This window comes from Glutamicibacter sp. FBE19 (assembly GCF_015524875.1).
Lineage (GTDB): Bacteria > Actinomycetota > Actinomycetes > Actinomycetales > Micrococcaceae > Glutamicibacter > Glutamicibacter halophytocola.
In genome coordinates this window covers 178,546-197,213 of the sequence record NZ_JACKQN010000006.1, presented here as the reverse complement: position 1 = coordinate 197,213, position 18,668 = coordinate 178,546, and the positions used below count along the sequence as shown (strand labels likewise).

Below are 18,668 nucleotides of genomic sequence, written 5' to 3'. Positions count from 1 at the left end.
AGCTACCACGTGGCATCATTGCTAGAACGTATTTTGCGTACCGGCGACAAGAAGACTCTAAAAACTCTTCGTAAGTACGCCGACACGATCAATACGTTGGAAGTCGAAATTCGCGAACTTTCAGACGAAGAGCTCAAGGGCGAAACCGACAAGTTCCGCGAACGTTTGGCTAACGGCGAGACTCTCGATGATCTGCTCCCCGAAGCGTTTGCCGTGGTCCGCGAGGCTTCCGACCGCGTTTTGGGCATGCGCCACTTCGACGTCCAGCTCATGGGTGGTGCAGCGTTGCATCTGGGCAACATCGCTGAAATGCGCACCGGTGAAGGTAAGACCCTGGTTGCCACCGCACCGGCCTACCTCAACGCCCTCACCGGCAAGGGCGTGCACGTGGTTACCACCAACGACTTCCTGGCCCAGTACCAGTCCGATCTGATGGGCCGAGTGTTCCGTTTCCTGGGCCTGAGCTGCGGTTGCATTCTGGCAAATATGAAGCCGGATGAGCGCCGCAAGCAGTACGAAGATGATATTACTTACGGCACGAACAACGAGTTCGGTTTCGACTACCTGCGCGACAATATGGCGTGGAGCAAGGATGAACTGGTCCAGCGCGGCCACAACTTCGTCATTGTCGATGAGGTCGACTCGATTCTGATCGATGAAGCCCGTACTCCGTTGATTATCTCGGGCCAGGCCTCCGGCGATGTCAACCGCTGGTACACCGAATTCTCCAAGATTGTCTCCCGCCTCAAGCGCGAGGACGACTATGAGGTCGACGAAAAGAAGCGCACAATTGGCGTGCTCGAAGCCGGTATCGAAAAGGTCGAGGATTACCTGGGCATCGATAACCTCTACGAAGCCAATAACACCCCACTGATCGGTTTCCTGAATAATGCCATCAAGGCCAAGGAACTGTTCAAGAAGGACAAGGACTACGTTGTAGTCAACGGCGAAGTCATGATCGTTGATGAGCACACCGGCCGTGCCCTGCAGGGACGCCGCTACTCCGAAGGCATGCACCAGGCTATTGAAGCCAAGGAAAGCGTGACCATCAAGGCCGAAAACCAGACGTTGGCCACGATCACCTTGCAGAACTACTTCCGCATGTACGAGAAGATCTCTGGCATGACCGGTACCGCGCAGACTGAGGCTGCCGAGTTCATGGGCACCTACAAATTGGGCGTTGTGGAAATCCCGACGAACAAGCCGGCAATTCGCAAGGACCAGTCCGACTACATCTACAAGAACGAAGTCGCAAAGTTCAACGCGGTCGTCGAAGACATCGCTGAACGCCACGCTACCGGCCAGCCCATCCTGGTGGGTACCACCAGCGTGGAGAAGAGCGAATACCTCTCGCGGCTGCTCTCGAAGAAGGGCATCCGCCACGAAGTGCTGAACGCCAAGCAGCACGCCCGCGAAGCTGCAGTTGTCGCCATGGCCGGACGGAAGAACGGCGTGACCGTTTCGACCAACATGGCTGGTCGCGGTACTGACATCATGCTCGGTGGCAACGCAGAATTCCTGGCAGTGGCCGAGATGGAGCGCCGCGGTCTGAACGCGGAGAACAACCCGGAAGAGTACAACAAGGTCTGGGACGAAGTCTTTGCCAAGGCCAAGGAAACCGTAGCCAAGGAAGCCAAGGAGGTCGCCGAGCTTGGCGGCCTGTATGTCCTTGGCACCGAGCGTCACGAATCACGCCGAATCGATAACCAGCTGCGTGGTCGTGCTGGCCGCCAGGGCGACCCGGGCGAGTCCCGCTTCTACCTGTCGATGACCGATGACCTGATGCGCCGCTTTAATTCCGGCATGGCCGAGCGCATCATGAACAATCCTTCGATGCCAGAAGACGTGGCGCTGGAGTCCAAAATGGTTTCCCGAGCCATCGAGTCGGCCCAGGCCCAAGTGGAAGGCGTCAACGCGGAACAGCGCAAAAACGTGCTGAAATACGATGACGTGATGAACCGCCAGCGCGAAGCGATCTACGCGGACCGCCGCGCCATCCTGGAAGGCGGCGACCTGGAAGAGAAGGTCGGACACTTCCTGGAGGACGTCGTCAAGGCCATGGTCTTGGAAGCGACGCAGGTAGGCAACCCGGACGAGTGGGAGCTCAAGCAGCTTTGGACCAACCTCAAGCAGCTGTACCCGATTGGCATCACGCTCGATGAAGTTGTAGAGGAAGCCGGCGGCGTGGGCCACCTTTCGGCGCAGTTCCTGGAGCGCGAGATCCATTCTGATGCTAAGTACCAGTACGAGGAGCGCGAGAAGCTGGTTGGTTCATCCACCATGCGTGATCTCGAACGGCGCGTTGTACTGTCCACGATCGGGCGCAAGTGGCAAGAGCACCTGTATGAGATGGACTACCTCAAGGAAGGCATTGGCTTGCGTGCCATGGCGCAGCGTGACCCGCTGGTGGAATACCAGCGCGAGGGCTTCACGATGTTCCAGACCATGATGGAAGGCATCCGCGAAGAAAGCATTGGCGCGCTGTTCAACCTGGACATTCCATCGGGCTCGGCAGCTGCCGCTGACGCTCCAGTGATCGATGAATCCGCGAAGCCGAAGAACCTCCAGTTCACCGGGCCGGACGAAGATGGTGAAGCCAGCACCACGCGTGCACAGGCAACCAATACGAAGAAGAAAAAGAAGGCCAAGCGGAACTAGATTAGTTCCACGTCGGTGACTTGCCAGCGTCCGTGCCATGGCTCAATTTTGAGAGCCACGGCACGGACGCGGTTTTTAAAGCCGAGGATGGCGGTGCACTCCCAGCTGCCGGACAGGCAGCGGTCCAAATGCAACGAGAGTATTTGGCCGTGCGCGGTGCCGGGCACAGGTTCCAGGGTATATTGCGCCGTCTCCAGCAGAGCTCGGCGCTGTAGCTTGGCGATGCAACTTGGTTCCATGACAAAGGCCAGCTGGCTCACGCTTCGGTACCCGGCAACTATTTCGAAAACTGCACGCGCCACGGAATGGGTTATTTCCACGATGGCCCGGTGCTCTGAACGGCAAACCTCCGAACGATGAAATATGTGGTCCAACGCCCTTCGCAGGTGTGCTGGGGCTTCGCAGGGTGCCCCAGGCCCGGATGATTCGCGGGAAGTCCATTCCGTGGAACGGGGGACAGGGAGAGCTGCCGTGGAACGTGCGCTGATGGTGATGGTACTCATGACGATGACTCCTTGACTAGGTGATGCGTGGGATGTGGTGCCAGTTATTCGGCTGGGGGAAGGACGAGAACCGTTCCGACCTCCAAGTGGTTGGGATCCGGACCAATGGCTTGGCGATTGGCTTGGTAGATCTGTGGCCAATAAACGGAAATCTCCTCTGCCGTCGCCTGTGCGCCGAGGTGCGTTGCGGAGATGCTCCATAAGTTCTCGCCTTGGGCCACGACCACCTCAGTGGTGGTTCTTCGAGGTTCCTGCTTCGGCTGGGCACTTGAAGAGACCAGCCGGTCTAGCTGCACGGAGACCTGCTCGGGAAACCATTGGGCGCTGGGGACGGTTTGCTGAGTTGCCTCTGTTGCCCCTGGCAAGCTCCCGCTGTCAGCGGTATATGCGTTCTGAAGGCCAGCCTCCGGAATTGTTCCACCGGCGTTTGCGGCCACGGTGGCAGAGAGCGCAATCGAAGTGCCAACGATGGAGCTGAGGATCCGCCGGGTGAACCGCGGCGCAATCCAATGGAAAAACCTGAGGACCCGTCGGTGCTCATGCTGTGCCGCCCAGGCTAGCGCCTTTGCTGCTGCTACGCGTACGGCTAGCAAGGCAGCGAGGAAAAAGGCCGAAATGCTGGCCAAGAATTTGATGTACTCTGCCGGTTCCACGCCGGACTTTGCCGTGGAGGCAAAATCGAGGATTGAACTTATTCCCACATAAATGACGACGAAGCACGCGCTCGAGAAGAGGACGAGCGTGATCTGTGTGCGCATCTTCATTATCGAAAACACTTCCTTAGATATCGTTTCATAGTATTTGGTGCTATTTGATAAAGATAATGACACTTAGAGGTGTTTTTGTGAAGACCTGTTGGAACAAGAATTTGTCTCGTACAGTTGGCACATGCGCTGGGATTCACTCTTTGACGATCTTGAGGCTCAACTTGCTGAACAAGGCCGCGCTCAACTGCGAGACGAAATCGCTGAGAATACTCGGATTGAGCGGGCGACTGCTGAACTGAGTGGAAGTTTGTCGCGATTTCACGGGTGCGAACTTTCAGTCAAGCTGGCCGGCCATACAGAGATCCGCGCGCGGCTGGGTCCTTGCGCTGAAGATTACTTTTGCCTGGAAACAGACCTGTCCCAATGGGTTATTCGATATCAAGCCGTCGAATCCATTGCCTTGCCTGCCGCCACTAGACCGGCTGCTGCAAGCAGTACACAAGGTAGGGCAATTAGATTTTCGGCGGTCATCCGCGGAATGCTGAGGGACAGGTCCCGCTGCCAAATCTACGGAATTCATGGGCTACTGATTGCGGAAGGAACTTTGGGCCAGGCTGCCAAGGATTTTCTGGTCATTTCAACGCACCAGCGTGATGAGTATGTGCGTTCCAGCGAGCCATCGGCGCAGCTGATGATTCCGCTGGGATCCATTGGCTGGGTCGTCGCGACGGCGCTAAATTAATCCACACCTAGTAAACGGGTCTTTTCTACCGGAGTAACTTGTCGTAGGCTCACCATCCATAAGCACAATTCCCGGTGGAAGGATGGGCCTCGATGAGTGAGCAAGGCGTCCAAGGGGCACAAGCGGCAAAAGCTGCGAGAATCAGGCGTCCAGGATGGAAGGATCCACGCTTGGCACTGGGCACGGTCCTCGTTGTCGCATCAGTGGCCGGAACCATGTACCTCGTCGGGGAAATGCATGAAACAACCACCGTGTATGTGGCCCGCTCCAACATCACCCTCGGCGAGCAGCTCACGTCGGAGAACATGAAAACTCAAGAGGTTCAGCTCGGCGAGACGGCCGGTCGATACCTCCACCCGGAATCAGGCATGGATGAGCTGGCGCGAGCCAACACCTTCATCAGCGCAGGGGAATTAATCCCGGTAACCTCGGTGACGCATAGCGAACTTGGATCGCGTCGACCCATCAATGTCGAACTGCCAGCGGACCTAACTTCATCCATCGGACCGGGAAGCTTCGTTGACGTATGGATCGCTAAACGCGAGTCAGGCGGAAGCGCATACGGTGTCCCGGAAAAGCTCTCCTCGATGGTCGAGGTCGCAGCGCGTGTCGAAAGTGGAGGCGGACTAGTCAACCGGCGAGGCACCAATCTCGAACTCTTGGTGGAGCCGAACCAGCTGGAACCCCTGTTGCAAGCACTGGCAAATGAATCCCGGATTATCGTGATTTACAACCCTGCTGGAGCCGAATAATGAGTATCTCCGTAGTCCTGTTGGGTGAACAGGAATCCATGGTTCGCCAAATTGAGAGCTATCAAGGCGAACTGATCGTCACCAGAGTCTGTTCCGAAATCGCAGAAGCGGTTGCAGCCTGTCTAACGGCTGGCGCGGAGGTGCTTCTGATCGCCGATGCTCAACAATTTCCCCTCATGGAACAGGTTGATGAACTGTTGAGTCAGGGCACCGCGGTTGTATATTTGCTCGATGGCTCAGCTGCTATCAGTCCGATGCCCGAGGTGCTGCAGCTTCCGGCCGATATCGCGATGTCCGACTTGGAACAACGAATCACGGCAACCGTTCGATCCCTGAAACTGCCAGAAGGGAGCCCGGAAAAGGATGATCGGGAGACGACAGATCTCGAACCAAGGGACAAGGGGAGGATAGTTTCCTTCTGGAGTGCTCCGGGGTCTCCAGGACGCAGCACAGTGGCTCTGAACTTTGCCGTCGAGGCAGCGGCTGCAGGCAGATCCGTTGTCTTGCTGGATGCCGACACGTACGCTGCGTCGATCTCTATTCAACTTGGCCTGATGGATGAGTCAGCGTCCGTAGCGCAAATTTGTCGCATCATGGATTCCGGAAGCGCCGACATTAGCCGCCTCAATGCAGCGTGCTCGGTTGTCCAAGTAGGGGACACAACCATCCGGGTGGGCACCGGGATTCCCCGATCCAGCCGTTGGCCAGAAGTCAGGCCGTCCGCACTGCGTCGAGCGACTCTGGCGTTCAAGGACCATTACGATTTGGTTGTCTTGGACGTCGCACCGCATATCGCATTGGATGAGCAGTTAAGTTTCGATACCCAAGCACCGCAACGCAATGCCGTGACGGTTGAGATGCTGGGCTGCTCGGATGACATTTTCATGGTGGTGCAATCAGATAGCGTCGGCATTCCACGAGCCCTTCGAGCTATTGATGAACTTGAAGAATCCCATGCTGATCTACAACCGAAAATCATCTTCAACAGAGTCAGCGTTTCCCGTAGCGGAAGAAGCCCGAAGCGCAGACTTATCGAAGCTTGGGATCGCTTTGGTCCGATGCACGACGTCGTTGGCTTTCTGCCTAATGACAGCGCGGTATGCAGTGCGTCAGTGTTAGCAGGGAGCCCTTTACTCGAGATAGCTCCCAGAAGTTCATTGCGTATGGAAATACGTTCCTTGGCAGGCATAAAATCTTCGAATCTACCCAAGAAACGGGTTAGTCGTCGTTTTAGCAAGTCGGCATGAACTGAAGGCGTAAAAAACGGGTAGGGTTGACTAGACTAGTGACCCGCAACGGCGCGGGTCCATCGAACTTTGTTCTTGGAGGCGTTCAGTTGAACTCGTCGGAATCCAGCATGTCAGAATCATTCATGGATGCGACTCTCACCCCAAAATTGGTGAGCGAGTACTATAGCCAAATTGCGACCGAGGACGTGGCGGCCTACCGGCCAGACGAACTCGAGTCCCGCGTGGCTGCACACCTAGAAATCGGCTACGAACGCGAAGCGGAAAGCCCCAACGTCGCGATTACGCGAAACAACGGAATCTCGGTGGTGCACATTGTCACCGATGACATGCCGTTCTTGGTTGACTCGGTCACCGCGGCATTGGTGCGGCTTAATTCACCGATCCAGCTGGTAGTGCACCCAACGTTCGTGGTTTCCCGCAAAGCCGAGACGGGCGAGATCGTGAAGATCAGCCACGCCGGTCTGCAGCACGTGGCAAGCGGCGACACCGCGGCCCTGTCGGATCTGAGCACGCTCATTTCTGCAGGAACCGAAACTCACGTTGAATCGTGGATTTCTGTTGAGCTTGCACGCGAGCTGAGCGACGAACAGGCGGAGGAATTCGTAGATCGCCTGTACAGTGTCCTGGGCGATGTGCGCATTGCCGTCAAGGACTGGCCGTCAATGCTCGACCGCGCCAAGGACATCGCACGTACCTTGCCGCAGACCGCGCATGCAGAGCAGATTGCCGAGCTTCCCCAAGCTGCGGAATTGCTGGACTGGATGGCGGACGGACAATTCACCTTCCTTGGCTACCGAGAATATGACCTTGAATCCGTCAATGGCGAAGATGTCCTGGTAGCACGCGCCGGCAGCGGCCTGGGACTCATGCGCGAATTGGAAACGCAGGGGCCACAGCACCTGACCAAGCGCGGTCGCATTACCGCTCGCGACAAGAGCGCACTGATCATCACCAAGGCCAACGCCCGCTCAACGGTGCACCGTGGCGTGTACTTGGACTACGTCGGCGTCAAGAGCTTTGACGCTAACGGCGAGGTAAACGGCGAGCGTCGTTTCATCGGCCTGTTCTCGTCAAGCGTCTACACCTCGAGCGTCAAGACCGTACCCGTGGTCCGCGAAAAGGTCCAAGCCGTGTTGAAAAGCACCGGATTTGCCGCGAACTCCCACTCGGGCAAAGACATCACGACGATTCTGGAAACCTATCCTCGTGATGAGATGTTCCAGATTTCCGTCGACGATCTGACCCAGGCTGCCTTGGGCATCCTGCGCCTGCAGGAACGCCGGCGAACCTCCGTGTTCCTGCGCACCGACGACTACGGCCGCTTCGTGACGGCAATGGTGTTCTTGCCGCGAGATCGTTTCTCGACGGACGTGCGACTGCGCGTTGAAAAGGAACTCAAGGACAGCTTCGTCGCGGAATCCATTGAGTATGAAGCTCAGCTCGGTGCCGGCGCACTGGTGCGCTTGTTCTACCGCCTGCGCCTGCAGCGCGATGGCCAGCTTCCTGCAGTGGATCACGCCGCGCTGGAAGAGCGCATTGCCAAGGCAGTTCGCTCGTGGTCCGACGCCATCGTCGATACCGCGCGGGCAAGCCTGGAGCTAGGCGACGCCAATACCCTTTCGAACGCGTGGTCCGAAGCTTTCCCGGCCTCGTACAAAGTTCAGTTCGAGATCGAAGACGCGCTCAAAGACATCAACCTGCTCTCCAGCCTGAACGACTCTGCTGACAGCGGCCCGATCGTATCCTTCTACGACCCAACCCCGGTTGACGCAGATTCGCCAGTGTCCAAGCGCATGAAGATCTTCGTGACTCAGCCGCTGCTGCTGTCACGTATTTTGCCGGTCTTGCAGGATCTCGGTCTTCAGGTCGTCGACGAGCGTCCCTACCAGCTGAACCCGGAGGGCGTCGGACAGCGCTACATCTATGACATGGGCCTGAAATTCGACCCGGAGATCGAATTCAGCCGCATCGAAGGCAAGCTGGCTGAAGCCTACTGCGCCGTAGTACGAAATGAGGCGGAATCCGATAGCCTCAACGCCTTGGTGCTGCGTGAAGGCCTTTCCTGGCAGCAAGTAGCCATGCTTCGTGCCTACGCCCACTACCTGTTGCAGCTCGGGGTGCCGAACTCGACCGGCTTCATCGCCAACACCCTGGTCGGCAACGCCTCGGTCACGCACAGCATCGTCGAGCTGTTCCAAGCGACCTTCGATCCTGCGCTCAGCGCGGAAGCATCTGAGGCTGGCCGTGAACAGGCAAAAACGAAGATCACCGAGGCCTTGGAAGCTGTTCCAACTCTGGACGCAGATACGCTGCTTCGTCGTTTCGTGAAGGTCATCGAAGCCACAAAGCGCACCAATTACTTCACCGGCCACCAGGCTTTGGCCTTCAAGCTTGCGCCTGAGGAGATCGACTTCGCGCCGTTCCCTCGCCCCAAGCACGAGCTTTGGGTCTATTCGCCGCGTGTTGAGGGAACCCACTTCCGTTTCGGCGCCGTGGCCCGAGGCGGGCTGCGCTGGTCGGACCGTCGAGAAGATTTCCGCACCGAAGTCCTGGGCCTGGTGAAAGCCCAGATGGTCAAGAACTCCGTGATTGTTCCGACTGGTGCCAAGGGCGGCTTCTACGCCAAGCAGCTTCCGAACCCGGCACAAGATCGCGCTGCCTGGATGGAAGAAGGCAAGGGAGCCTACAAGGTCTTCATCCGCACGCTCTTGCAGCTCACGGACAACATGGTCACGGACGGAACCGGGGAGCACATTGTTCCCCCTGAAAACATCGTCCGCCGTGACGGTGATGATTCGTACCTAGTTGTTGCCGCCGATAAGGGCACCGCTAGCTTCTCCGACATCGCTAACTCGCTCTCTGCGGAAAAGGGCCATTGGCTGGGCGATGCCTTTGCCTCCGGAGGCTCCGTGGGCTACGACCACAAGGGCATGGGCATTACAGCCCGCGGTGCTTGGGAGTCCGTGAAGCGCCACTTCTTCCAGTTGGGTATCGACACCCAGCGCGATGAGTTCACCGCGGTAGGTGTCGGCGACATGTCTGGCGACGTGTTTGGCAACGGCTTGCGTCGTACTCCAACGGTCAAGCTCGTGGCTGCCTTCGATCACCGTGATATCTTCCTGGATCCGAATCCTGATGCCCAAGTCGCGTTTGACGAGCGCCAACGCCTCTATGACCTGCCCCGCTCCAGCTGGGCAGACTACAACAAGGACCTGATCTCGGCCGGCGGCGGCGTGTACTCACGCAGCTTGAAGTCGATTCCCATCAGCGCCGAGATCCGTGCCGTGCTGGGCTTGGCGGAGAACACCGTCAAGATGAGCCCCAATGAATTGCTGAAGGCAATCTTGTCGGCTCCGGTTGACCTCCTGTACAACGGCGGCATCGGGACGTACGTCAAGGCCTCCAGCGAAACCCATGGCCAGGTAGGCGACCGTGCGAACGATGCGATTCGCATCGACGGGCAGGATCTGCGCGCCAAGGTGGTTGGCGAGGGCGGTAACCTCGGCATGACCCAGCTGGGCCGTATCGAAGCTGCGCGCCGTGGCGTCCTGTTGAACACCGACGCCATCGACAACTCGGCCGGTGTGGACACCTCGGACCGCGAGGTCAACATCAAGATCTTCGTGGACCGCCAGATTGCCGCCGGCAATCTCACCGCCGATGAGCGCACTGATTTCCTGCTGTCGATGACCGACAATGTGGGAGACCTGGTTCTGAAAACCAACTTTGAGCAAAACATACTCTTGCTCAATGAAAAGCATGCCGCGTTGACGTGGGCTCCTGCCTACGAGCGTCTGATGCAATGGCTGGAAAGCGCAGCGGATCTGAACCGCGAGCTCGAATTCCTGCCAAGCACCGCAGCGCTGGAGGAACGCCGCTCCTCAGGTGGATCGATGACAACGCCGGAACTGTCGGTGCTGGCTGCCTACTCCAAGATCCAATTGGCCAATGCCCTGACAGAATCAGATTTGGCCGACGATCCGTACTTTGCTGAAACCCTGCGCCGCTACTTCCCTGAGAAGCTCGTGGAACGCTTTGGCGATCAGTTGGAGAGCCACCCGCTGCGCAAGGAAATCATCGCTACGGTGATCGCCAACGACATTGTGAACGTCGGAGGCATTACCTATGTCTTCCGCGCAATGGAAGAGACCGGCGCCAGCGAGGTCCAGATTGCCAAGGTCTTCTGCGCGTTGCGTGAGGTGTACGGCTTCGATCGACAGTTCGATGCAATCAACGCCCAGCCAGCCGGAACGAGCCTGAAGCACTGGGGACGCCAGCACCATGACATGCGCCGACTGCTGGATCGGGCCACGCGCTGGTTCATTAACCGTGTTGATGAGACCCTGCTGGTCACCGAGGCCGTAACGCGGTTCCAGAACACCGTGACCGAGCTGCGCAAGGCATTGCCATCGATCCTTCGGGGCAACGACCTGGTTCGCTTTAACGAATGGCGCGACGAAGCCCTGGGCTTCGGCATTCCGGAGTTGCGTGCCAGCATGTGGGCTACTCAGTTCGAGTCCTATGCCTTGCTCGATATTGCAGAGTATGTGCACCGTGCTTCGGTTGCCCCGGTCCAGGTCGCCGAGACGTACTTCGTGCTCTACGATCTGTTCGGCGTGGACAGCCTCTTGAACCGGATCACCATGTTGCCGCGTTCGGACCGCTGGCAGGCACTGGCTCGCGCGGCGATGCGCGATGACCTGTACACCACCATCATGGACCTGACCGGTAACATCTTGGATGCTCATGGCGACATTGCGGATCCTGCAGAGCGTGTTGCTGCGTGGGAAGAGGCAAACGCGGCTAACCTTGATCGTGCGAAGACTATGTTCGAGGAAGTAAACAGCCTCGAACGCGACGACATGGCTTCACTGTCCGTGGCACTTCGCCTGTTGCGTTCCATCGTAAGAAGGTAAACACCGCCAATGGCCCTCATCACCGAAGAATTACGTCAACGTGCCGCGCTAGCACCCGGTGATGAGGACTGGCTCCATCTCCTGGTGGGGGACTGGCAGTTGGTCTCGGACCTTGCGTTCTCAGACCTCGTGCTGTGGTTCCCCACTGGAGATGGTTCATATATCGCCTTGGCCCATGTTCGCCCTTCCACGTCCCATACGGCGTTCCATAGCGATTTCGTGGGAGAGCGAATCCGCAAGGATCTGCGCATCATGGTTGACCGGGCGTGGGAAAGCTTGCAGGTCCAGCGTTCCGCCGAGCAAGCGGGCAACGACATCATCATGGGCCTCACCACCGTCCAGGCGATCCCGCTGGTCCGTAAAAACCGCCCAGTTGCCGTGATCACCTCGCATTTCGACCCAAATCAGTCTCGCACCCCGTCCAACTTGGAATTGGTCTACCGGCAGAGCGCGGATGATCTGCTGCAAATGGGAACTCAGGGTCTATGGCCAGAGTTCTCCAGCCCAACAGGTTCCCGTCGAGGAGCTCCACGTGTGGGGGATGGATTCATCCGCTTGAACGTCGATGGTGCCGTCGAATTCGCCAGTCCCAACGCGGTTTCAGGATTCCGCCGGCTTGGAGCAGCCGATGTGCTCCAAGGCCAGCCCTTGGCGGACCTCACCATGGCCCTGGTTAGCGACCGGCGTGTGGTTGATGAGACGCTTCCCCTGGTGCTTCAGGGCAAAATGCCGTGGCGTACCGAAGTGGAACACCGCGGTGTGACCTTGTCGCTGCGAGCGATCCCCTTGCGCAACAAATCCAAACGCTGGGGTGCCTTGGTGCTCTGCCGCGATGTGACCGAACTTCGTCGGCGAGAAAAAGAACTCGTCACCAAGGATGCCACGATTCGAGAGATCCACCATCGGGTCAAGAACAACTTGCAGACTGTCGCGGCATTGCTGCGCATGCAGTCGCGCCGTATGAAGTCTGAAGATGGCAAGCAGGGCCTTGAACAGGCGATGCGCCGCGTCTCGACCATCGCCTCGGTCCACGATTTCCTGTCCAAGGGATTGAACGAGACAGTGAAGTTTGACGACCTGATGGATCGCCAGTTCCGGCTCATCGTGGAAATCGCTTCGCCTGAACAGCGGGTGTCAACACGACGCGAAGGCGAATTCGGCATGCTCGATGCCGATTTGGCTACGCCATTGTCGCTGGTTATTAATGAGCTGGTGACCAACGCCGTTGAGCATGGGCTGGCGCAACGTGACGGTGAGGTATCGTTGCTGGCCGAACGCTATCTCGGTGCGGATCGGACTGATTGGTTGCGAGTGGTCATCGAAGATGATGGGCACGGCTTGCCTGCGGAGCCTCGCCGCGAAGGGCTGGGCCTGCAGATTGTCCGTACGCTCGTCACGAGCGAGCTCTCTGGTGAAATTCGTTGGGACGCGGGGGAGAGCGGTGGCACCAGGGTTGTCATCGATATGCCATTGGACCTTGAACGCCGAAACTCCTGACTTTTTCACAGCGGACTTAAAAAGAATGATGGCGGGGCCAGCACCTAGGTGCTGGCCCCGCCATCATCGCGTTGTCTTAGCGGAAGTTCTTCATGTGTGCCTTGATGCTGGCAACATATCGCTTGGTATCTTCGTACATGCCGTTCTTGTTGACGCCAGCGAGACCCTGGTAGTACGCCGCAATGGCGGTATCCAAGTCATCGGTGTTGTCCAAGTTGTAGGCAATAACAGCGACACCAGCGGTGACATTGTCCCGAGGGTTCAAGACGTTGAGGTCCTGGCCGATTCGGGAAGCAATCCAGTCGCTTGTGCTAGGAAGTACCTGCATGACGCCCACAGCGTTGGCAGGTGATACTGCACGCATGTTGAATCCGGATTCCTGGTACGCGTGTGCCATGGCCAAAGCAGGGTCTACACCCATGCTCCGCGCCGTGGAGCGGATAAGCGCCTGCATTTCGGAGCGGCTTGGGACATTAATCGAGTCCAGGTAATCCTTGTTCGCGTTGGCATCGCGAACAACATGATCAGCGTAGGTGCGGCCTTCGAAGGTGTTACCGATTTTGTCCTTCTTGGTCTCACCAGTCGGAGCTACCGAGGAACCTGAAACCTTGAGCTTGGCACCAATCTTCAAAGGCGTGCTAGCGCTGAATTCAGGGTTCAGATCCAACAGGGACTTCAAGGACATGCCGTGCTTTACTGCAATGCCACCGAGCGTATCGCCTGACTTGACGGTATAAGTCGAGGTCGTAGCCTTGGGCTTGCTTGGGGCCTGCGGCTTCGACGTCGAAGATCCGCCCGACACCTTGATCTTGTCTCCAGGATAAATGCGCTTGCTCGAGGAGATGTTGTTGATCTTGAGCAACTCCGAGAGGCCCATTTGGTGCTTGGCCGCAATCCCACTGAGCGTATCGCCTGACTTGACGGTGTAGCTGGAAGTGTTCGATGAGGACTTCTTGTCAGAAGCATTGGACTCGTTCTTCGAAGCTGACCCGTTGATCTTGAGCTTGTCACCAGGGTAAATGACCTTGCTTGCCGAGATGTTGTTCTTGCTCAGCAAGGAGGACAGGCTCATATTGTGCTTGACCGCGATGCTACCTAGCGTGTCGCCTGACTTGACTGTGTAAGTCGCGGACCCCGACGAGGAGCCCTTGCTCTTGGTATGTGAGCTTGGCGACTTGGTATCTGAGCTGGAGCCGTTGACCTTGAGCTTATTGCCAGGGTAGATGACCTTGCTTGCCGAGATGTCGTTCTTGCTCAGCAGCGAAGACAAGCTCATATTGTGCTTGCTGGCAATTGCACTGAGCGTATCGCCGTTCTTCACCGTATAGGTCGTCGTTCCTGAGGAGCCGCCCTTGGTCGACTTGGAGCTCGACGAATTGCCGGAGATCTTGAGGGTCTTGCCCGCAATGATCACGTCGCTCTTGAGCCCGTTGAGCTTCTTCAGCTCGGAGACAGAAGTGTGGTACTCGACAGCGATGCTCGACAAAGTAGCGCCAGCAGGAATCTTGATTTCCTTGACATCGCGCTTGGCGGGCAAACCGAGGGTTGAGACCCGCGACGCGATCAAATGAGCTTTGATCTGGTCTTCGGCGACCTTGATTGATTCTGGGGTGACCGCCTTAGCCAGGCTGCCTGAGGTCTTGGGGAGGGATACGGGGGCTGCCTGCGCGGCAGGTGCCAACGCGAGGCTACCAATGACCGCGGCTGGGATGGCCGCGCCTGCTACTACGCCTAACGCATGCTTCGAGACATGTTTGGATTCGTGGGGCATGGAGTCGATCCTCATATATACGGTGAAAATAACGGGCATTGCGTCACAGGTAACACCAGAGGCTTACGTTCCTAATGTTGTCTGTGATGCAATTGTTATCAAAGTGATACAAGGAAATTTACACTACTCATGTGGCGCATGGAAACTGCTGAGGCGAGTTTTCCCAAAGTTTCTGCGGAGTTTCCGAATTTGTGGGAACCTTGATGGGTGAAGGAAATCGTAGAATTAGTCGGCCAGTGGCTGACCCTGCCAGATGTGGCAGAAGAATTAGATGTAGACATTCGCCGCGTGCACCGCTTGCTGGACGAGCGTGCAATTATCTCGGTGCGAATCGGTGAACGGAACATCCGTTCCATCCCAGCTGATTTTCTCCAAGATGGCTCGGTGGTAGAGAGCCTGAAGGGAACTCTTTCGGTTCTATTGGACGCTGGTTATTCTGACGAAGAGTCAATTTCGTGGCTGTTCACGGACGATGACTCGCTGCCGGGTACGCCGATGAATGCCCTGCGTTCCGGACGTAAAACTGAAATTAGAAGGAGGGCGCAGGCGCTGGCCTGGTAGCTCTTTTCTTTGCGGAGTTTTGCTTGAAAAACAACGAACGGGTCTCAACCTGGCCCCGAGTGATCGGGGGGGTGAGACCCGTTGTTATATGCCGGTGATTATTGCATCTATTTTGTGCGCTTGGTGACGGCGTCGCTTAGTTGTTGGAGCCCGGCACGAGCCTGCGAGTCGATTGGCAATTTTTCGAGTGCTTGACGCGATTGTTCCGTTAGTTCGCTGATGCTGTCCTCTGTTGCTTCGAGAGCGCCGCTATCGCGGAGTATGCTGCTGAGCTGTTCTACTTCCTGTACGGACATATCTGCAGCACCGAGGCGCGACTGAATGAAGCTGCGCTCTTCCAAGGTTGAAAGCAGCAGGGCATGGGCGATGAGCTCTGTTCGCTTACCTTCCAATAGGTCTCCACCGGTTGGCTTGCCGGTAACGTCTGCGTCGCCAAATACCCCTAGGACATCGTCGCGAAGCTGGAAGGCTTCACCGAGGGGCAAAGCGAAGGCTGAATAGCTGTTCATGAGCTCGGCGTCAGCTCCGGCTAATGCGCCTCCTAGCAAAAGCGGATTTTCCGTGGAGTACTTCGCTGACTTGAACCTTACGATGGTGCGCGCGCGCTTCACCGCTTCACGAGGATCATAGGCTGGGCCGGCTGATTCCTCGAGAACGTCCAGATATTGACCGGCCATTACTTGAGTTCGCATCTGGTTGAAGATGACGCGAGCCTCTTTAGGAAGATGGTCGATTTCGGAGAATGCTTCTTCACTCAACGACAGGCAAAGGTCCCCGGTCAGAATGGCGCTCGCACTGCCGTACGCCGCGGCGCTTCCCGCTAATCCCAATTTTTGATGTTGCGCCTCGAAGCGCTTGTGCACGCTAGGTTGTCCGCGGCGCGTATCCGAATTGTCGATGATGTCATCGTGTATCAGCGCGGCCGCCTGGAACAGTTCCAATGCAACACCGAGGCGGACAATGTCGGTTGAATCTTTGTTCCCGCCGGCTCCTAGGTATCCCCAGAAAGCAAAGAGCGGACGCAAACGCTTTCCGCCCTTGGTGAGCGAGCTGATGGCGTTGACGATTTCGACTGCACTGGAAGTAATCCGGCTAACTTCAACACCTTTCGTGGCCAAGAATTCTTCTAGCAACCGTGCAACTTCAACGGTGTACGTTTGGCTCAAGTCCAAGGCTTTGGCCTCGACGGATGGCAAAGAATCAGGCAGCGACATGCAAAATCATTTCTTCGGGTAAGTGCGACTGGTTAGACACAACTCTACCGGTGATTGTTTGGGATCGCGCTTCGCAGGTCCTCAAATGCAACCAGAGTGTAATCCGAACATATATTCGAGTATGGTGGAGTTGTTCGTTGTATTAGGGACGGGGAGGCCTAGATGGTGCATCGCGCGGTATTGCATGTCGATATGGACGCCTTTTTCGTTTCCGTGGAACTGCGCAATCGTCCCGAATTGGTCGGCAAGCCAGTCATCGTCGGATTCCCCGAAGGGCGGAGCGTTGTGCTCTCAGCCTCGTACGACTGCCGTGCCAGAGGGATCCATTCTGCGATGCCAATGAGCCAGGCTATTCCGCTTATGCCAGAGGCGACAATAATTGAACCGAGCCACCACTTGTACGCTCAGGCTTCTGGGGAAATCATGGCCTACTTCCGCACGCTGACGCCCTTGGTTGAGCAAGTCAGCGTTGATGAAGCATTTTTGGATGTCACTGGAAGCATGCGCATGCTTGGCGGCCCTATGGAAATAGGCCGGACTATTCGAGAGCACATACGGAAAAACATGGGTTTGCCAGCGAGCGTGGGCATTGCCAAGAACAAATTCATCGCAAAGCTTGCATCCACTTATGCCAAGCCTGATGGCATGGCCGTAATCGCACCGGATCGCACGGAGGAGTTTCTCGAAGATCTTCCGGTGTCCAAAATGTGGGGTGTAGGAAAGCGCACCGGGCAGCAATTGCACGCACTGGGTATCGAGACCGTCGGGCAGCTGTCACGCGAGCCCGAAGAGCGATTGATTGTCCGGATGGGGGAGCATGGTCGATCCTTGCATCGACTTGCCAATGGGATTGATGAACGTCCAGTGGAGGTAACCCGTGACGAAAAGAGCATCTCAGCCGAACACACGTTTGCTGTTGATGTCTCTGAAGTGCGGGTGCTGGAAGATGAACTGCTGCGCCTGAGTCACCGTGTGGCCAAGCGCTTGAGGGATCATGGCAAGTCGGCTGGTGGCGTCGGGCTGAAAATTAAATATCGTGATTTCACTGGTCTGACGCGTTCAAGGGCGCTCGGAGCGGCGACGGACTCCTCGGCAACCGTGGGCGAGGCAGGCATGCTGCTCTTGAAAAAGTTGTTGCCGCTAACCCAGCCCGTGCGATTGATTGGTATTCGCGCTGAGCGGCTTGAGGATTCTGCCGCTGGACTGCAGCTGAGCCTTGATCCAAAGGATGAGAAGGTGAGGGATGCTGAACGGGTGGCTGACCTCATCGGACAGAAGTTCCCGCAATCGTTGGTGACTCCGGCACGTTTTTTGCGACCGAGGGAATAAAGGTATTCTGTGAGCCAGGTGAGTATATGAGACCAGTGGTGAAGATCAACTGGCAGGCTGCCCGTAAAAGAGACTATCCTAGTAGTAAGGCTCATAAGAATCGGGGAACTTTTTCCCTTGACTCGGCGTTGAACCTAAGGACGGTAAACGACCGTCGAGTTTGCCTTTGGAAGGAGAAGACGATGCCGCTATCGGAACACGAGCAGCGTTTGTTGGAGCAGCTTGAAAAGCAGTTGCATGAAGACCGTCGCTTCGCCTCTAGTATGAAGGGGCCTGCAAACGTAGGGCGCCTTTCTACGCGAAACATTGCGCTGGGCATTCTTCTGGTCATCATTGGCCTGGCCGGTCTGATTTTTGGTATCTCGCAGCACATCATCATCCTCGGGGTTGCTGGTTTCGCTGTCATGTTTGGCGGCGTGCTGTTGGCGCTGACCAAATCAGCCACAGGAAAAGTCGGTCGCGCAGCCGGTAATGGCGCGAAGTCTGCTGCGAAGAGCAATTCACAGTTCATGTCTAGCCTTGAAGAACGATGGAATCAGCGCAAACGGGATCAGTCCGACAGCTGATACGCGTACATTTAGACATTGAGGTGTAGCCCAAGGGTTACACCTCTTTTTTGCTTTAAAGCCTGTCTTTGATTAGAGTCTCCAGTCGCATTGGCCACCTAACCCGCTTCTGACAGCCGACGGCATTGAAGCAGGCGCGGGATGGCTTCGCAGTGCCCCTGGGGCAGCGAGTCTCGCCGGGGGCGGTCACGGTTCGCGACAC

Annotated in this window: 13 protein-coding genes; 9 read left to right on the top strand and 4 right to left on the bottom strand. The window is 57.0% G+C overall.

Annotation, left to right across the window (positions count from 1 at the left end):
- Positions 1-9 precede the first annotated feature (9 nt).
- Positions 10-2,658 carry a preprotein translocase subunit SecA gene (secA, locus tag H6F58_RS11735; protein WP_060701998.1) on the top strand — a complete coding sequence of 883 codons (2,649 nt, stop codon included), beginning with the start codon at positions 10-12 and terminating at the stop codon, positions 2,656-2,658.
- On the opposite strand, the gene H6F58_RS11730 is transcribed toward secA, so the two are convergent.
- Both H6F58_RS11730 and H6F58_RS11725 read right to left on the bottom strand, forming a co-directional pair.
- Positions 2,655-3,161 (bottom strand): Rv3235 family protein, encoded by a 507-nt coding sequence (locus tag H6F58_RS11730; RefSeq protein WP_194943644.1) that lies wholly within the window; start codon positions 3,159-3,161, stop codon positions 2,655-2,657. The two genes, secA and H6F58_RS11730, sit on opposite strands and share 4 nt — an antisense overlap.
- A gap of 44 nt (positions 3,162-3,205) precedes the next feature.
- Positions 3,206-3,925, bottom strand: a complete 720-nt coding sequence (locus tag H6F58_RS11725; RefSeq protein ID WP_060701996.1) for a LysM peptidoglycan-binding domain-containing protein — start codon at positions 3,923-3,925, stop codon at positions 3,206-3,208.
- A gap of 124 nt (positions 3,926-4,049) precedes the next feature.
- On the opposite strand from H6F58_RS11725, the gene H6F58_RS11720 reads away from it, so the two are divergent.
- The 5 genes from H6F58_RS11720 to H6F58_RS11700 all read left to right on the top strand — a co-directional run bounded on the left by H6F58_RS11720 (position 4,050) and on the right by H6F58_RS11700 (position 13,025).
- On the top strand, positions 4,050-4,610 hold the full coding sequence (locus H6F58_RS11720) for a hypothetical protein (protein ID WP_206693639.1): 561 nt from the start codon (positions 4,050-4,052) through the stop codon (positions 4,608-4,610).
- Positions 4,611-4,702: 92 nt separating this feature from the next.
- Positions 4,703-5,362 (top strand): hypothetical protein, encoded by a 660-nt coding sequence (locus H6F58_RS11715; protein ID WP_171918568.1) that lies wholly within the window; start codon positions 4,703-4,705, stop codon positions 5,360-5,362.
- The gene (locus H6F58_RS11710; protein WP_195181820.1) at positions 5,362-6,609 is read left to right on the top strand and encodes an AAA family ATPase; all 1,248 of its coding nucleotides are present in this window, start codon (positions 5,362-5,364) and stop codon (positions 6,607-6,609) included. The genes H6F58_RS11715 and H6F58_RS11710 overlap by 1 nt, the downstream gene beginning before the upstream one ends.
- Before the next feature lie 110 nt (positions 6,610-6,719).
- The gene (locus H6F58_RS11705; protein ID WP_060703418.1) at positions 6,720-11,528 is read left to right on the top strand and encodes an NAD-glutamate dehydrogenase; all 4,809 of its coding nucleotides are present in this window, start codon (positions 6,720-6,722) and stop codon (positions 11,526-11,528) included.
- Between the two features lie 9 nt (positions 11,529-11,537).
- Positions 11,538-13,025 (top strand): PAS domain-containing sensor histidine kinase, encoded by a 1,488-nt coding sequence (locus H6F58_RS11700; protein ID WP_060701993.1) that lies wholly within the window; start codon positions 11,538-11,540, stop codon positions 13,023-13,025.
- Between the two features lie 76 nt (positions 13,026-13,101).
- Here H6F58_RS11700 and H6F58_RS11695 read toward each other — a convergent pair whose 3' ends face one another.
- The gene (locus tag H6F58_RS11695; protein ID WP_186468077.1) at positions 13,102-14,796 is read right to left on the bottom strand and encodes a lytic transglycosylase domain-containing protein; all 1,695 of its coding nucleotides are present in this window, start codon (positions 14,794-14,796) and stop codon (positions 13,102-13,104) included.
- A 207-nt stretch (positions 14,797-15,003) separates the two neighbouring features.
- Here H6F58_RS11695 and H6F58_RS11690 point away from each other — a divergent pair, with 207 nt between their 5' ends.
- Positions 15,004-15,357 carry an Rv2175c family DNA-binding protein gene (locus H6F58_RS11690; protein ID WP_060701991.1) on the top strand — a complete coding sequence of 118 codons (354 nt, stop codon included), beginning with the start codon at positions 15,004-15,006 and terminating at the stop codon, positions 15,355-15,357.
- 107 nt (positions 15,358-15,464) lie between these two features.
- Here the strand turns inward: H6F58_RS11690 and H6F58_RS11685 are convergent, their stop codons facing one another.
- Positions 15,465-16,571 carry a polyprenyl synthetase family protein gene (locus tag H6F58_RS11685; RefSeq protein ID WP_084793217.1) on the bottom strand — a complete coding sequence of 369 codons (1,107 nt, stop codon included), beginning with the start codon at positions 16,569-16,571 and terminating at the stop codon, positions 15,465-15,467.
- A 162-nt stretch (positions 16,572-16,733) separates the two neighbouring features.
- On the opposite strand from H6F58_RS11685, the gene dinB reads away from it, so the two are divergent.
- Together dinB and H6F58_RS11675 are read left to right on the top strand one after the other, a co-directional pair.
- Entirely contained in the window at positions 16,734-17,900 is a 1,167-nt protein-coding gene (gene dinB / locus H6F58_RS11680) for a DNA polymerase IV (RefSeq protein WP_060701990.1), read from the top strand.
- A 182-nt stretch (positions 17,901-18,082) separates the two neighbouring features.
- Positions 18,083-18,466: a DUF3040 domain-containing protein gene (locus H6F58_RS11675; RefSeq protein ID WP_060701989.1), complete on the top strand. Its 384-nt coding sequence runs from the start codon at positions 18,083-18,085 to the stop codon at positions 18,464-18,466.
- The last annotated feature ends 202 nt before the right edge of the window (positions 18,467-18,668 follow it).

What these genes read in the sequence shown, in the direction of transcription:
- H6F58_RS11730 (WP_194943644.1), bottom strand. Translation starts at nt 3,161, where the DNA reads ATGAGTACCATCACCATCAGCGCACGTTCCACGGCAGCTCTCCCTGTC.
- H6F58_RS11725 (WP_060701996.1), bottom strand. Translation starts at nt 3,925, where the DNA reads ATGAAGATGCGCACACAGATCACGCTCGTCCTCTTCTCGAGCGCGTGC.
- H6F58_RS11720 (WP_206693639.1), top strand. Translation starts at nt 4,050, where the DNA reads ATGCGCTGGGATTCACTCTTTGACGATCTTGAGGCTCAACTTGCTGAA.
- H6F58_RS11715 (WP_171918568.1), top strand. Translation starts at nt 4,703, where the DNA reads ATGAGTGAGCAAGGCGTCCAAGGGGCACAAGCGGCAAAAGCTGCGAGA.
- H6F58_RS11710 (WP_195181820.1), top strand. Translation starts at nt 5,362, where the DNA reads ATGAGTATCTCCGTAGTCCTGTTGGGTGAACAGGAATCCATGGTTCGC.
- H6F58_RS11705 (WP_060703418.1), top strand. Translation starts at nt 6,720, where the DNA reads ATGTCAGAATCATTCATGGATGCGACTCTCACCCCAAAATTGGTGAGC.
- H6F58_RS11700 (WP_060701993.1), top strand. Translation starts at nt 11,538, where the DNA reads ATGGCCCTCATCACCGAAGAATTACGTCAACGTGCCGCGCTAGCACCC.
- H6F58_RS11695 (WP_186468077.1), bottom strand. Translation starts at nt 14,796, where the DNA reads ATGCCCCACGAATCCAAACATGTCTCGAAGCATGCGTTAGGCGTAGTA.
- H6F58_RS11685 (WP_084793217.1), bottom strand. Translation starts at nt 16,571, where the DNA reads ATGTCGCTGCCTGATTCTTTGCCATCCGTCGAGGCCAAAGCCTTGGAC.
- dinB (WP_060701990.1), top strand. Translation starts at nt 16,734, where the DNA reads ATGGTGCATCGCGCGGTATTGCATGTCGATATGGACGCCTTTTTCGTT.
- H6F58_RS11675 (WP_060701989.1), top strand. Translation starts at nt 18,083, where the DNA reads ATGCCGCTATCGGAACACGAGCAGCGTTTGTTGGAGCAGCTTGAAAAG.